Annotated in this window: 7 protein-coding genes and 1 tRNA gene; 6 read left to right on the plus strand and 2 right to left on the minus strand. The window is 68.6% G+C overall.

All coding sequences use genetic code 11. From position 1 onward, the window contains the following. Positions 1 to 66 precede the first annotated feature (66 nt). Together fumC and WEF05_00240 are read left to right on the plus strand one after the other, a co-directional pair. The gene (fumC, locus tag WEF05_00235) at positions 67 to 1449 is read left to right on the plus strand and encodes a class II fumarate hydratase (GenBank protein ID MEX1100328.1); all 1383 of its coding nucleotides are present in this window, start codon (positions 67 to 69) and stop codon (positions 1447 to 1449) included. Between the two features lie 269 nt (positions 1450 to 1718). After that, entirely contained in the window at positions 1719 to 5141 is a 3423-nt protein-coding gene (locus tag WEF05_00240; protein ID MEX1100329.1) for a hypothetical protein, read from the plus strand. A gap of 22 nt (positions 5142 to 5163) precedes the next feature. Here the strand turns inward: WEF05_00240 and WEF05_00245 are convergent, their stop codons facing one another. Together WEF05_00245 and WEF05_00250 are read right to left on the minus strand one after the other, a co-directional pair. After that, positions 5164 to 7212: a spermidine synthase gene (locus WEF05_00245; protein MEX1100330.1), complete on the minus strand. Its 2049-nt coding sequence runs from the start codon at positions 7210 to 7212 to the stop codon at positions 5164 to 5166. Positions 7213 to 7236: 24 nt separating this feature from the next. Beyond that, a tRNA-Ile gene (locus WEF05_00250) sits at positions 7237 to 7310 on the minus strand. A 191-nt stretch (positions 7311 to 7501) separates the two neighbouring features. Between WEF05_00250 and WEF05_00255 the strand changes: the two genes are divergently transcribed. From WEF05_00255 to zwf, 4 genes are all read left to right on the plus strand, one after another. Beyond that, positions 7502 to 10612 (plus strand): hypothetical protein, encoded by a 3111-nt coding sequence (locus WEF05_00255; GenBank protein MEX1100331.1) that lies wholly within the window; start codon positions 7502 to 7504, stop codon positions 10610 to 10612. Positions 10613 to 10751: 139 nt separating this feature from the next. Then, the gene (locus WEF05_00260; protein ID MEX1100332.1) at positions 10752 to 12704 is read left to right on the plus strand and encodes a delta-60 repeat domain-containing protein; all 1953 of its coding nucleotides are present in this window, start codon (positions 10752 to 10754) and stop codon (positions 12702 to 12704) included. Between the two features lie 100 nt (positions 12705 to 12804). Next, positions 12805 to 13830: a decarboxylating 6-phosphogluconate dehydrogenase gene (gene gnd, locus WEF05_00265; protein MEX1100333.1), complete on the plus strand. Its 1026-nt coding sequence runs from the start codon at positions 12805 to 12807 to the stop codon at positions 13828 to 13830. Further along, complete coding sequence (zwf, locus tag WEF05_00270; protein ID MEX1100334.1) at positions 13827 to 15209, plus strand: glucose-6-phosphate dehydrogenase; 1383 nt, start codon at positions 13827 to 13829, stop codon at positions 15207 to 15209. The genes gnd and zwf overlap by 4 nt, the downstream gene beginning before the upstream one ends. Positions 15210 to 15212 lie beyond the last annotated feature (3 nt).

Below are 15212 nucleotides of genomic sequence, written 5' to 3' on the forward strand. Positions count from 1 at the left end.
CGGTCCACCAGGGCTGTGCGTTCCCGGGCCCGTGCGCCCGGGAACCGAGGGGAGATCCGGCTACCCATGAGCGAGTACCGCACCGAATCCGACACGATGGGCGAGATCGACGTCCACCGCTCGAAGTATTGGGGGGCGCAGACGCAGCGCTCTCTTCACCACTTCTCGATCGGCGACGACCGCATGCCGGACGAGATCGTCCGCGCGATGGGGGTCCTGAAGAAGGCTGCCGCGTTGGCGAACCAGGACGCCGGCCGCCTCGACCCCGCGGTCGCGGGGCACATCGTGGCCGCCGCCGACGAGGTGATCGCAGGCGATCTCGACGAGCACTTTCCCCTGTACGTGTGGCAGACCGGCTCGGGCACCCAGACCAACATGAACGCGAACGAGGTGATCGCGAACCGCGCCGCCGAGCTCGCCGGCGGAGAGCCGGGTCGCAAGGATCAGGTCCACCCGAACGACCACGTGAACATGTCGCAGTCCTCGAACGACACGTTCCCGACCGCGATGCACGTCGCGTCCGCGACGGCGATCGTCGAGCACCTCGTTCCCAGCGTGCGTGCCCTCCGCGATGCCCTCGACGCGAAGGCCGCCGCGTTCTCCGACATCGTGAAGATCGGACGCACGCACCTGCAGGACGCCGTGCCGATCACGCTCGGACAAGAGTTCTCCGGCTACGTCGCGCAGCTCGATGACGATCTCGAGCGACTCGAACAGACGCTGCCGGGGCTGTACGAACTGGCGATCGGTGGCACCGCCGTCGGCACCGGCCTGAACGCGCCCGAGGGCTTCGGTGAGGCGGCCGCGGCCAAGATCGCCGACCTGACCGGGCTGCCGTTCACGACCGCGCCGAACAAGTTCGCGGCGCTCGCCTCCCACGATGCGGTCGTATTCGCGTCCGGAGCGCTCGCGACGCTCGCCGGCAGCCTGATGAAGATCGCGAACGACATCCGCTGGCTCGGTTCCGGCCCCCGCAGCGGTCTCGGGGAGCTTGCCCTGCCGGAGAACGAGCCGGGCTCGTCGATCATGCCGGGAAAGGTGAACCCGACGCAGGCCGAGGCGATGACGATGGTCTGCTGCCAGGTCCTCGGCAACGACACGACGATCAAGTTCGCGGGCTCGCAGGGCAACTTCGAGCTGAACGTGTTCAAACCGGTGATGGTGCGCAACTTCCTGCACTCGGCGAACATCCTCGCCGACGCGTGCCGCACGTTCCGCGAGTTCTGCATCGAGGGACTCGAGCCGAACCGCGAGCGGATCGATCAGCTGCTGAACGACTCGCTGATGCTCGTCACCGCCCTGAACCCGCGGATCGGCTACGACAAGGCGGCACAGATCGCCAAGAAGGCCCACGAGGAGGGAACGACCCTGCGCGAGGCCGCCCTCACCCTCGGCTACCTCAGCGACGCCGAGTACGACGAATGGGTCCGCCCCGAGGACATGGTCTGATCCGGGATGATCAGCGCCCCGCGTCGTGCTCCTGTTTCCCGCCTCCCATGCCTGCCAGCCTAGCCTGAGGCAGGATCGACCGCCGATCAGCGGCGCCCGGCCGTTCGAGGGTAGTCGGAGGGCGGGCGTCCTACGCCCCTCGGATGCGTCCTATGGCGGATGCCGTAGGCGGTTGAACCGGTTACCGTTGCCCGAGGCCGACACCGGACTCCCCCGGGCGTGGCGGCGGGGCGTCGGGCCCCGGCACAAGGCGGACGGAAGCGGATCGTATGGGGCTCAAGTCACTGCGCGTACTCCTCACCTTCTTCCTGCTGGCCGGCATCGTGCTGGCCCTCCCGGCGGCGCCCGCCGTTGCCGAACCGGTTCCCCACCCCTCGATCGTCTCGCCAGACCCCGACGACGGCACCCCCCACGTCCTCGACGGCCGGATCAACGACATGGCCCAGATCGGCGATCGCGTGGTCGTGGCCGGCAAGTTCACCCAGACGCGCGACAGCGGCAGCCCGACGATCCAATCCCGGACCAACGCGGCGTCGTTCCTGGCCTCGACGGGCAAGCTCACGAGCTTCGCGCCGGTGCTCGACAGGCAGGTCAACGCGGTCGTCGCCCACCCGGATGGGCAACACGTCTATCTCGGCGGCGAGTTCAACACGATCGACGGCATCAAGCGCCGCAAGGTCGTGAAGATCGACCTGGCCACCGGCAACGTCGTCACCGCGTTCAAGGCCGCGGCAGACGGCAAGGTGATGGACCTCGCGATCGCGAACGACCGCCTCTACATCGCGGGCCAGTTCAAGAAGATCAACAGCATCCCTCGCGAGGGATTCGCCGCCGTGGACCTCAACACCGGTGCGGTCGACGCGAACGTTGCCGTTCCCTTCACGGTGCCCGCGAACGGCGTTCGCATGGTGCGCAAGATCGAGGTCACGCCGGACGGCTCGAGGCTCTTCGCGATCGGCAACTTCACGATCGTCGGCGGACTCGACCGGTACCAGATCGCCGCGATCGACCTGACCACCTTTCCCGCCACCGTCGCGAACTGGCAGACGAACGGATACAAGTTCCAGTGCTACGACGACTTCGACAGTTACGTCCGCGACCTCGACATCGCTCCGGATGGCTCGTGGCTGGTCGTCACGACGACCGGTGGCTACGGCGGGGGACCGCCGAGCCTGTGCGACACGATCGCGCGATGGGAGACCGGCTCGGTCGGCACGGACCTGCAGCCGACGTGGGTGAGCTTCACGGGCGGCGACTCGACCTACAGCGCCGCGATCACGGGTGAGGTCGTCTACGTCGGCGGTCACCAGCGCTGGCAGAACAACATGTACCGGGCCGACGCCGAGGGACCGTTCGCGGTCCCCCGCGAGGGCCTCGCGGCGTTGTCCTCGCAGAACGGGATCCCGTTCCGATGGAACCCGGGTCGCCAGCGTGGTGTCGGCGTCTTCTCCTTGGTCTCGACCGCAGCGGGCCTGTGGGTCGGTAGCGACACGGATATGCTTGCCGGTGAGTTCCACGCGCGGATCGGCTTCTTCCCCCTGCAGGGCGGCGCGATCGTGCCGGCGAATCGTCCCTACCGCCTGCCGAACGACCTCGTCAACATCTCGGCCGTCTCCGGCGGGGGCAACGGTCAGCTGATCCGCCGTTCCTACGACGGGACGACGATGGGTACCCGCACCACCCTGTCCGTGCCGAGCATGGCCAACGCACGCGGCGCGTTCGCGTTGAACGGCAAGGTCTACACGGGCTGGAGCGACGGAAGGCTCTATGTCCGTTCCTTCAACGGATCGACCTTCGGGGCAGCGCAACTGGTGCCGATAGCGGGTGTCGACACGACGCCCGGAACGAGGTTCAAGATCCCGGGTACGACCACGACGATCCCGAAGTTCAGCGATCACCTGAAGCTCATGACAGGGATGTTCTACGACGCCGGCCGCCTCTACTACACGATCTCGGGAGATTCCCGCCTGTACGCGCGTCACTTCAATCCCGAGAGCGACATAGTCGGTGCCGAGCTCTTCGTGGCGTCGACCACCGCCGACGGCGTCGCTTGGAACAACGTCCGCGGCGTCACCCTCGCGAACGGCAACCTGTACTACGCCCTCACGGACGGGAAGCTGTACCGCGTCGCGTGGAACGGCTCGAAGCCCACGGGGTCCTCCGTCCAGGTCGGAGGGTCGGGCACCCCGGACAACTACGACTGGACCTCGCGCGGCATCTTCGCCTTCGCACAAGCCGTCGACACCAACGCCCCCACGGTCCCGGGTACGCCGGGCGGGACCAGCACGCGGATCGGGGAGGTCGACCTGCAGTGGGCGGCCTCGGACGACACCGTCAGCGACAGCCTGACCTACCGGATCTATCGCGACGGAGACCCGGTCGCGGTCGGCGAGGTCGACAGCTCGTCGAAGTCCACGGTGACATTCACCGACACGACTGCCGTTGCCGGCGCGATGCACACCTACACCGTCGACGCGCGAGACGCGACCGACAACGCCTCCGCGAAGAGCCCGGCCTCGGATCCGATCACTGTGGAGGCACCGGACTCGGTTCCCCCGTCGATCCCCGGGACACCGAGCGGGACGAGCACGCGGATCGGCGAGGTCGACCTGGAGTGGGGAGCGTCCGACGACGAAACGAGCGATGACCTGACCTACCGCGTCTACCGGGACGCCGAGCCGACGCCGGTCGGAGAGGTGTCCAGCTCGTCGACGACGACCGTGACGTTCACCGACACGACCGCCGTTCCCGGCGCGACGCACACCTATACCGTCGACGCGCGGGACGAGCTCGACAACGCCTCCGCCGAGAGCCCGGCGTCCGCGCCGATCCAGGTGCTGGCCCCCGATACGACCCCGCCGACCGTTCCGGGCATCCCGAACGCCACCGCGCTGTCGAAGACGAAGATCGACCTGTGGTGGGCGGGGTCGAGCGACGATCACAGCGCGCAGATCACCTACCGCGTGTTCCGCGACGGGGATCCCACGCCGGTCGGCGAGATCACCAGTGCCGACGGTCTCGTGAACTTCACCGACACGGGGCTCGAGCCCGCGAGCACTCATACCTACACCGTGGATGCGACCGATGAGGCCGACAACACGAGCGCCCCGAGCGATCCGTCCGAGCCGGTCGCCACGCTGGGCATCGTGTTCTCCGACGACTTCTCGACCGAGGACTTCTCGAAGTGGACGAACTCTGTGCGGATGTCGATCGACGCGACCGACGGCAGCCCCTCGGCTCCGAGCGCGAAGATGGAAACGGTCTCCGAAAGTGCGAACGCGTTCGTCACCCTCCCCGACGCGCTCGCGACCGCCTGCGTCAGCGCGCGCGTCAACGTGCAGAGCACCGGCGGCTCCGCCCTGGACCTGTTGCGCCTCCGCGGGCCGGGAAACACACAGCTCGTCAAGAGCTACGTGTCCGCGGCCGGCGTGCTCTTCATCCGGAGCGACTTCGCCGCAACGCAGAAGAACTCCTCGACGAGCCTGCCTGCGGGATGGAACGAGATCGAGCTGTGCGGCTCACCGGGACCGACCTCGACCTGGGACCTGTACCTGAACGGGTCGAAGGTCGTCGACGCGTGGCAGGCGGACACCGGCACCCTCGGTGTGGGACGCGTCCAGATCGGCGACACCCTGAGCAAGACGGTCACCGCGGGGTGGGACGACGTGATCGTCGACACCGTTCCCGAGTAGCACACACGAACCCGGAGTTGCGTCAGGCCTCGGTGGCCGGGACGCCCCCCGACGTGTATCCGACAGGCTCGCGAACGATCCGGCCCGAGCCCGCGTCACTCGAGCGCCCGAGATGTGAGCGGCCCAGGACCAGGGCGAGGGCGTAGAGGACCGCGACCGGCACGAACAGAGCGCGGTAGCCGACCATCAGCGCGCCGTACTCGAGGACCCCACCCGCGATCGCTCCCAACAGGTTCGTTCCGAACGCGATCGTGGACGACCCCACGTCGCGGAACCGATCCGCGAAGATCAGGTTCCCGAACATCACGGGCGCGAACCCGAGCGCCACGGCGGCGGCGAACCGCGGCACGAGATCGAGGCCCAGCAGCGCACCCGGCGGGATCGCCCACGCGATCGCGATCGACGCGAACAGCGGCACGTACAGCAGCCGAGGCCGCCGGACGGGCCACCGGCGGGTGATCTCCACCGCAAGGTAGACCGAGACGAGGATGCCGGCGAACACGAGCGCGTTCACGAACCACGTCGTGCCGAACAGCAAGGCAAACCGGACGACGTTCATCGTCTCGAGCAACAGGAACGCCGCCCCCATGCAGAACAGGTCCAGGTACGGCCGCATCTGCCCGAAGCGCGCCCCCGACAGCCGGATCGCGAGCGCCGAGGCGAGCAGGATCGCCACGAGCGCCAGCTGGTAGAACCCGGGGATCCCACGCTCGGCGAGGTAGGGGAACGGGAAGTCGTCGGTATCGGGCACCGGGCTCGTCGCGGGGCGCTTCCAGACCTCCTCGCAGACCACGTTCGAAGCTCCCACCCCGGCCGTCAGGGCGACCCGCGGGCGCGGCCCCGCCCCGGGCGAGACGTCGACACAGGGCGGCGAGCCCAGCACGCCGTCCAGGGTGTCGGCGTAGCGGTCCACGACGCTCGGAAGGAAGTAGTGGTACATCGACACGACACCCTCGCCGGTCAGGTGGTCGCGCACCTCCTCGATCGCCTCGCGCGTGAACAGGTAGTTCTCCAGGCGGAGCGAGGACTGGCCGGCCAGCGCCGTCAGCGAGTCCGGGATCGCGAACAGCACGAGGTCGTACCGGGTGTCGGTGTCGTGCAGGAACGCCCGCGCGTCCTGCACGTGCACCGAGACCCTCGGATCGCCGTACGGGAGATCCGGATGCAGCTCCCGCCCGAGATCGGCGAGCGTCGGATCGATCTCGACCGCATCGACGTGCTGCGCGCCCTGCGACAACGCGATCGCGACGTCGTTCCCGCTGCCCGCGCCGACGATCAGGACGTTCCGCAGAGGATTGTCGGGAGAGCGTTCGTACGGTTCGAAGCGGAACTGCTGCTCGGCCCGCAGGTAGGACAGGGGCATGATCCGCTGATGCGGACGACCGTTGACGCTGATGTCGATGCTGCCGTCCTCGGCCGTCTCCGACAGGGAGATGCGTTGGTAGGGCGACCACGAGGTCCGTGCCGCGAGCGAGAGCGTGGCGAGGACCACGAGGAACACTGCGAGCGAACCGACCGCGAACGCGGTCCGCAGGTTCGCCGCGATCAGGACGGCAACGACCGCCAGTCCCCAGATCACGGGGGGCAGACCCGCGAAGGCGAGCACGGAGAACGCGACGATGCCGAGGATGCTGCCGAGGATGTCGAGTCGGTAGGCCTCCAGCGGTGAGAACCGCGCGAAGGTCCGAGCCACGCCCTCGGCGATCGTGGCCATCACGACGAACGCGAGGACGAACATGACCGGCAACGACACCCACTTGGGCAGCGCCGGCCACCCGAACCCGCCCACGACCTGCAGCACCCCGTCTATACGGCCGCCCTGCACGGGGAACAGGGCGATGAAGAGCACGAGGACGGCGAGAGCCAGCGGAGCGAACCGGAACAGGTCCCGATCGGCCCCCGCGCGCAGGAACCCGACCCCGATCCCCAGGAAGCTCGCGAGCAGGACGAAGTTCGTGAAGAACGACAGGTAGACGTTGTACGCGCCGCCCCACCGGATCAGGCCGAGCTCCACGAACAGCATCAGGAAGCTCAGCAGGACGAGTCGAGAACGGTTCCCTGGCCCGGCCATGAGCGAGAACCCTACCGTGTGGGGTGGGGCGGGCAGGGCTCGAACCTGCGACCGACGGATTATGAGTCCGCTGCTCTAACCGACTGAGCTACCGCCCCTGTCCGACCCTGAACCTACCCTGCCGGGGCAGCCGGCGCCTCTAGCCGCCCGGGGACCGTAGGTCCTGGGGCTTCCGCCCGATGCCGTATCCCCCGTCCGGGGCTACCATGTGCGCTTCGGGGGAACTCTCCGGGCGTCCGGTCCCGCTCGGGGTCGACCGCACGCATCGAGTCCTACAGGAGCCGATCTGGTGGCGAAGAGCATCCGCAGCACGGTCGTCGCCATCGCGTTCCTGACCCTCGCCCTCCCGGCGGTCCCCGCTGCAGCCCAGCCCGTCGTGCACCCGGGCCTGACGTCGGAGAACCCGCAGGACGACACCCCGCATGTGGTCGACGGGCGCGTCAACGCGATCGTCCAGACCGGGAACCTAGTCATCGCTGCCGGCAACTTCGACCAGGTGCGGAACTCGGGGACCTCGACCTTCCTGACGCGCCGCAACATCTTCGCCTTCGACGCCACGACGGGAGTCGTGGACCCCGACTTCAACCCGAACGTGGACGGCGTGATCGAGTCCCTGGTCCTGTCGCCGAACGGGCAGGCCGTCTATCTCGGCGGCGTCTTCAACAACATCAACGGCACGCTGCGGCGCAAGGTCGCGAAGCTGAGCGCGAGCACCGGCAACCTGATCACGGCGTTCGAGGCAAACTTCAACGCCGAGGTGCTCGACCTCGAGGTCGCCAACGACCGTCTCTACGTCGCCGGCGCGTTCACCACGGTGAACGGCTCCACCGGCTCGCTGCGCAGCCACTTCGCCGCCCTCGACCTGAACTCCGGCGCCGTGGACCCAAACGTGAACCTCCCGTTCACGCAGGCGTTCGAGGGTGACTCCGAGGTGGCGCAGATGGCCCTGTCCCCCGACGGCAGCCGGCTCGTCGCGATCGGCAACTTCAGGCGCGTGAACGGGAAGGCTCGCGTGCAGCTCGCCGTGCTGAACCTGGCCGAGCCCACGGCCAAGCTCGCGAACTGGAAGACGAGCTCGTTCGAACCGACGTGCTCGGGCGCGTTCGACTCCTACCCCACCGATGTCGACGTCTCCCCCGACGGAACCTACTTCGCGGTCACGACCACCGGAGCCTGGCGGCCGAACCTGCTCTGCGACACCGTGTCTCGCTGGGAACTGAACGTCACGGGCACCTCGATCCTGCCGACCTGGATCGACTGGGCGGGCGGAGACACGACCTACAGCGTCTCGCTCAGCGGCCATGCGGTGTACGTCGGCGGGCACTTCCGCTGGTGGAACAACCCCTACACCTCGAACCAAGCGGGCGCCGGGGCCGTCCCCCGCGAGGGGATCGCCGCTCTCGACCCGGTCAACGGGCTTCCCTTCGACTGGGACCCGGGACGCGATCGGGGTGTGGGCGTGTTCTCGTTCGTTCCGACCGATGCGGGACTGTGGGTGGGCAGCGACACCGACACGCTCGGGCACGAGAACCACGAGAAGATCGGGTTCCTTCCCCTCGCCGGCGGCGTGACCGTGCCGCCCAGCGACGTCCCGCAGCTGCCGAACGACCTCTACGTGATGCGCCGGACGAACCAGGGCCAGCTGTTCCGCTACGCCTTCGACGGGACGACGCTGGGCCCGCGCGTGAAGAAGACGACCGCCGTCAACTGGAACTCGGCCCGCGGGGCCTTCACGGTGAACGACACGCTCTACACGGGGTGGAGCGACGGCACACTGCTGGCTCGCAGCTTCGACGGAACCACGCTCGGTGCCGCGCAGACCGTGGACCTGCACGACCTCGACGTGATCGCGCCGGGAAGCTCGTTCCGTATCCCCGGCACCACCCTGAACGTCCCGCGCCTCGACGTGCACCTGACCAACGCCACCGGGATGTTCTTCGACCAGGGGCGTCTCTACTACACGGTGCAGAGCGACCCACGCCTGTACTACCGGTACTTCACGCCGTCGTCGCGCGTCGTCGGCGCGATGCTGCACGTCGCGGACACCACCGCCGAGAGCGGCATCGACTGGGGCGGGGTGCGCGGGATGACGATGGCCGGCGATTCCCTCTTCCTGGTCGACGCCTCCGGCGTGTTGTCCGAGGCGGACTTCGGGAACGGAGACCCCAGCGGACCCCCGACCTCGATCAGCGGCCCCGGGATCGACGGCGAGACGTGGACGGCGCGCGGGCTCTTCGTCCTCGATCAGCTCGTCGACACCTTCCCGCCCTCGACGCCGGGAACGCCCACGGCAGCGAGCGTGCGCGAGGGAGAGGTCGACCTCGCCTGGCAGGCGGCGACCGATTCCGGATCGGACGTGCTGACCTACCGCGTCTTCCGCAACGGCACCCCGGCCCCGATCGTCGAGTTCGACACCGCGGACCAGGGCCAGGTCACCCACACCGACGTGGGCCTGACGCCGGGGGCCCAGCACACCTACACCGTCGAGGTCGAGGACGCGGCCGGGAACACCGCCACGAGCGCGGTCTCGAACCAGGTCACCGTGCTCGGCCCCGACACCCTCGATCCGACCGGGCTCGGAACGCCCACCGGGGTCGCGAACGGCAAGACGAAGATCGACCTCCAATGGCAGGCGGCGACCGACGACCGCAGCACGACGCTCACCTACCGGGTCCTTCGGGACGGCGATCCCACGCCGGTCGGCGAGTTCGATTCCGCGGCAACGGGAACGATCCCCTTCACCGATACGGGACTGGATCCGGGATCGACCCACACCTACGTGATCGAGGTCGAGGACGAGGCCGGGAACACGGCCACGAGCGCCGCGTCCGCTCCGATCACGACCGGCGGCGTGCTGTTCGCCGACGACTTCTCGTCGGGAAACCTCGCCGCGTGGGACGACATCGACCAGATGACGATCGATAACTCCCAGGGGGGCCTCGCTCCGCCGAGCGCCCGCTACGAGACGGCCGGCAACAACGCGTCGCTGCGTGTGAACCTCCCGGCGCCGGTCGATGAGATCTGCATGAGCGCCCGGATCCGCGTCTTCGACCGCGGCACCAGCGGCCTCGACCTGCTCCGCGTTCGGACCGCCGGCGATGGGAAGGTCACGAAGACCTATGTGAACAGCTCGAACGTCCTCGTCCTGCGTTCCGAGCTGGCCGCCACCCAGAAGCTGTCGGGGACAACGCTTCCGACCGGATGGAACGAGCTGGAGATGTGCGGCGAGGTCGGGACCACGAGCACCTGGGACCTGTACCTGAACGGCACCAAGATCGTCGACGCCTGGCAGGCCGACGTCGGGACCACCGACATCGGCCGGATCCAGATCGGTGACACGAACAGCAAGACCGCCACCGCGAACTGGGACGACGTGGTGGCCGACGGCGAGCCGAACTAGTTCCTCCGGGTCGTTCCGGAGGAGAAACCGTCCGGGAGGCTTCACGGTCCCCCGATCGGGGTACAGAATCGACGCGGGCGAACATGTGTCGGAGCGGCGACGACGGACCGTCGCCGGTGCCAACTCCAATGGGGGAAAAGTGCTCGCGAAGAAGCTCGGTTCCATCCTCGGGGTCGCGACGATCCTGACGGCGGGCATGATCGCCCCGGTCGCGAAGGCGCAGCCCGTCGGGCACCCGATCCTCGTCTCCGAGAACCCGATCGACATCACTCCGCACGTGCTCGACGGCCAGGTCCGCGCGATCGCGCAGGTCGGCGACCAGGTGGTCGTCGGGGGAACGTTCAGCGAGGTCCGCAACCAAGGCTCCCAGACGGTGCTGACGCGCCGCAACCTGTTCGCCTTCAGCGCGGCGACCGGCCGGATCGACACCGACTTCAACCCTCGACCCGACGACGTGGTCGAATCACTCCAGCCGGCGCCCGATGGCGCCCACGTGCTCGTGGGCGGCAGCTTCAACACGATCGACGGGCAATCGCGGCGGAAGGTGGCTCGGATCCGCGCGAGCGACGGGGCCCTCGACCAAGCCTTCGAAGCCGACTTCGACGCCAAGGTCCTCGACCTGCTCGTGGTCGGGCAGCGGCTCTTCGTGGCGGGGGCGTTCCACGGGGTCGAGGGGGTGGACCGCGAAGGGCTCGCGGCCGTGGACGTCGCCACGGGCGCGATCGACCCCGGCGTGAACGTGCCGTTCACGCAGCCGTTCCTGGGACAGGGGACGCAGGCGGTGCGCAAGATCGATGCGAACCCCGCCGGACGACGGCTCGTGGCGGTCGGGAACTTCACGCGCGTGAACGGCAGGATCCGCTCCCAGGTCGCCGTCCTGAACATCGCGAAGGCACCGGCGAGGGTGGTTCACTGGCGTGCGCGCGGGTTCGAGGAGGAATGCTCGCCGGCGTTCGACTCCTACATGCGGGATGTCGACGTCGACCCGCAGGGGCGCTATTTCGTGGTCGTCACGACCGGCGCCTGGCGCCCCACCCTCCTGTGCGACAGCGCCTCGCGCTGGGAGCTGGGAGCCAAGAGCCTGAACGTGCAGCCCACGTGGATCGACTGGACCGGCGGGGACACGATCTACTCGGTCTCGACGACGGGAACCGCGGTGTATGTCGGCGGGCACTTCCGCTGGTGGAACAACCCCTATGCATCCAACGCCGCGGGTGCGGGAGCCGTACCGCGGGAGGGCATCGCGGCCCTCGACCCCCTCAACGGGCTCCCGCTGAACTGGGACCCCACACGCGATCGCGGTGTCGGGGTGTTCTCGTTCGTTCCGACCTCCCAGGGGATGTGGGTCGGCAGTGACACGGACGGGCTCGGAGGTGAGTTCCACTCCCGCGTCGGGTTCTTCCCGCTCGCGGGCGGCAGGAGCGTTCCGCCCAGCGTGGTCGGCACCCTTCCCGGCCAGCTCTACGAGCTACGCCGCAGCGACGGCAACATGGTGCGCCGCTCGTTCGACGGATCGGACCTCGGTTCGCCATCGACGGTCGCGCCCGGCGTGAACTGGGCCACCGCACGAGGATCCTTCGAGGTGAGCGGGGTGCTGTACACGGGCCGAGACGACGGGCGGCTGATCGCGCGAACCTTCGACGGGACGAACACCGGCCCGGCCCAGACGGTCGAGCTGTACGACCTGGACAGCCGGGATCCGGCCAGCGCGTTCCGCATCCCCGGCACGAACCTTCCCGTCCCCCGGTTCGATCGCCATCTGATGAACGCGACCGGGATGTTCTTCGATCAGGGGCGCCTGTACTACACCGTCGCCGGAGAGCCGCGCCTGTACTACCGCTACTTCACCCCCTCCTCGAGGATCGTCGGTGCGGTCCTGCACGTCGCCGATACCTCCGGCGCGAATGGGATCGACTACGGCTCGCTGCAGGGCATGACGATGGCTGACGGGCAGCTCTTCGTGGTCGACGCCGCCGACCGGCTCGCCTCCGCCCCGTTCACGAACGGCGTTCCCGACGGACCGGCCACGCCGATCAGCGGCCCGGGGATCGACGGGATCGACTGGACATCACGCGGCCTGTTCGTCTCCTGACCGGCACGTCGGCCGGCCCCTCCGACACTCCCCGCCACCGTGTTCGAGGCTCCTTCATGCTCTATCGTCGTGCGCACCGACGCGGGGAGGGATCAACCGGATGCAGCTCGGCATGATCGGACTCGGACGGATGGGCGCGAACATGGTGCGCCGCCTGCACCGAAGCGGGCACGAGTGCGTCGTCTACGACGTCCATCCCCCAGCGGTGCAGACCCTGGTCGCCGACGGGGCCACGGGGGCAGGCTCGCTCGAGGAGTTCGTCGGCGCCCTCTCCCCTCCCCGTCACGTGTGGCTCATGGTCCCGGCCGCGGTCGTCGATCCGACGCTGGCCGGCCTCGTTCCCCTGCTGCAGGCCGACGACGCCGTGATCGACGGCGGGAACTCCTACTACCACGACGACCTGCGCCGGGCGAAGGATCTCGCCCCGAAGTCGTTGCACTACGTCGATGTCGGGGTGAGCGGCGGCGTCTGGGGTCTCGATCGCGGCTACTGCATGATGATCGGCGGCGAGGACGCGATCGTCGATCGCCTCGATCCCGTGTTCGCGGCCCTGGCGCCCGGCGTCGACGCCGCACCGCGCACCGAGGGCCGCACCGGGGATCCCTCCCGGGCCGAGCAGGGCTACCTGCACTGTGGTCCCAACGGCGCCGGCCACTTCGTGAAGATGGTGCATAACGGGATCGAGTACGGCCTGATGGCCGCCTACGCCGAGGGACTCAACGTGCTCGAGAACGCCGACGTCGGCAACCGGACGCGCGACGTTGACGCCGAGACCACGCCGCTGCGCGATCCCGACCTGTATCGCTACGACCTCTCCCTGCCCGACATCACCGAGGTCTGGCGTCGAGGCAGCGTCGTCTCCTCGTGGCTGCTCGACCTGACGGCGGAAGCACTCGCGGAACACCCGACGCTCGAAGGGTTCGAGGGACGCGTCTCGGACTCGGGTGAAGGCCGCTGGACCGTGCTCGCGGCCGTGGACGAAGGGGTGCCGGTCCCGGTGATCAGCGCCGCTCTGTTCGACCGGTTCACGAGCCGCGAGGCCGCCGAGTTCGAGCACAAGGTGCTGTCGGCGATGCGGTTCGGGTTCGGCGGTCACCTCGAGAAGCTCGAGGACGGCTCCTCGTGAGCCATGACGCCCAGGCCGACGCCCTCGTGTTCTTCGGCGCGACGGGCGACCTCGCCTACAAACAGATCTTCCCCGCGCTGCAGTCGATGGTCCGTCACGGCACGCTCGACATCCCGGTGATCGGCGTCGCGAAGGCCGGGTGGACCCTCGACGATCTCTGCAAGCGAGCGCGCGAGAGCGTAACGGCCCATCCGGGCGGGCTCGACGAGCACGCGTTCGCCACGCTGATGAAACTGCTGCGGTACGTGGACGGGGACTACAACGATCCCGCGACGTTCGCGGACCTGCGCACGAAGCTGGGCGATGCCCGCAGGCCGATGCACTACCTCGCGATCCCTCCCAGCCTGTTCCCCGTGGTGATCGAGGCGCTCGGGTCGAGCGAGTCCGCGAAGGATGCCCGCGTCGTCGTCGAGAAGCCGTTCGGGCACGACCTCGCCAGCGCCCGGCGCCTGAACGGGGTGCTCCACTCGGTGTTCGACGAGCGTTCGATCTTCCGGATCGACCACTACCTCGGGAAGGACCCGGTTCAGAACCTCTTCTACTTCCGGTTCGCGAACACGTTCCTCGAACCCGTGTGGAACCGGCGATACGTCCACAGCGTGCAGATCACGATGGCCGAGGACTTCGACGTGGCCGATCGAGGCGCGTTCTACGACTCCGTCGGCGCGGTCCGGGACGTCGTGCAGAACCACCTACTCCAGCTGACGGCGATGGTCGCGATGGAACCGCCCGCGAGCGCCGAACAGGACTCGATCCGCAACGAGCGGGCGAAGATCATGGAGACGATCTCCCCGCTCCGGCCCCGCGACGTCGTTCGCGGGCAGTACGAGGGATACCGATCGGTCGAGGGGGTGCGTGCCGATTCCACGATGGAGACCTACGTCGCGATGCGGTTCCACGTCGACACCTGGCGCTGGCAGGGCGTTCCGTTCCTGATCCGCGCGGGCAAGTGCCTCCCGGTGACGACCACCGAGGTCGCCGTGGAGCTGAAGCGGCCTCCCTCGACGGTGTTCCCCGACGTGGCCAAGGGGCACCCGAACATGTTCCGGTTCCAGGTGACGCCCGGGTTCAAGATCTCGCTCGACGCCCGGGCGAAGCAGCAGGCGGCGGGGCTCGTGGGCGAGGACGTCGACGTCGACTTCGCGAACCGGCCCTCCGACGACCTTCCTCCCTACGAGCGACTGCTCCACGAGGCGGCACGCGGCGACCAGACCCAGTTCGCACGGCAGGACACCGTCGAAGCCGCCTGGCGGATCGTCGACCCGATCCTCGACGACGCGGTGCCCGTTGTCCCCTACGCGAAGGGGAGCTGGGGTCCGGCCGAAGCCGACGAACTGACCGAGCACGTCGGCGGCTGGCACGCGCCGGACATGGACTGACCC

It is taken from the genome of Actinomycetota bacterium (genome assembly GCA_040881665.1).
Classification (GTDB): domain Bacteria; phylum Actinomycetota; class UBA4738; order UBA4738; family HRBIN12; genus JBBDWR01.

Coding starts and splice junctions, on each gene's coding strand:
- fumC (MEX1100328.1), top strand. CDS start 67: ATGAGCGAGTACCGCACCGAATCCGACACGATGGGCGAGATCGACGTC.
- WEF05_00240 (MEX1100329.1), top strand. CDS start 1,719: ATGGGGCTCAAGTCACTGCGCGTACTCCTCACCTTCTTCCTGCTGGCC.
- WEF05_00245 (MEX1100330.1), bottom strand. CDS start 7,212: ATGGCCGGGCCAGGGAACCGTTCTCGACTCGTCCTGCTGAGCTTCCTG.
- gnd (MEX1100333.1), top strand. CDS start 12,805: ATGCAGCTCGGCATGATCGGACTCGGACGGATGGGCGCGAACATGGTG.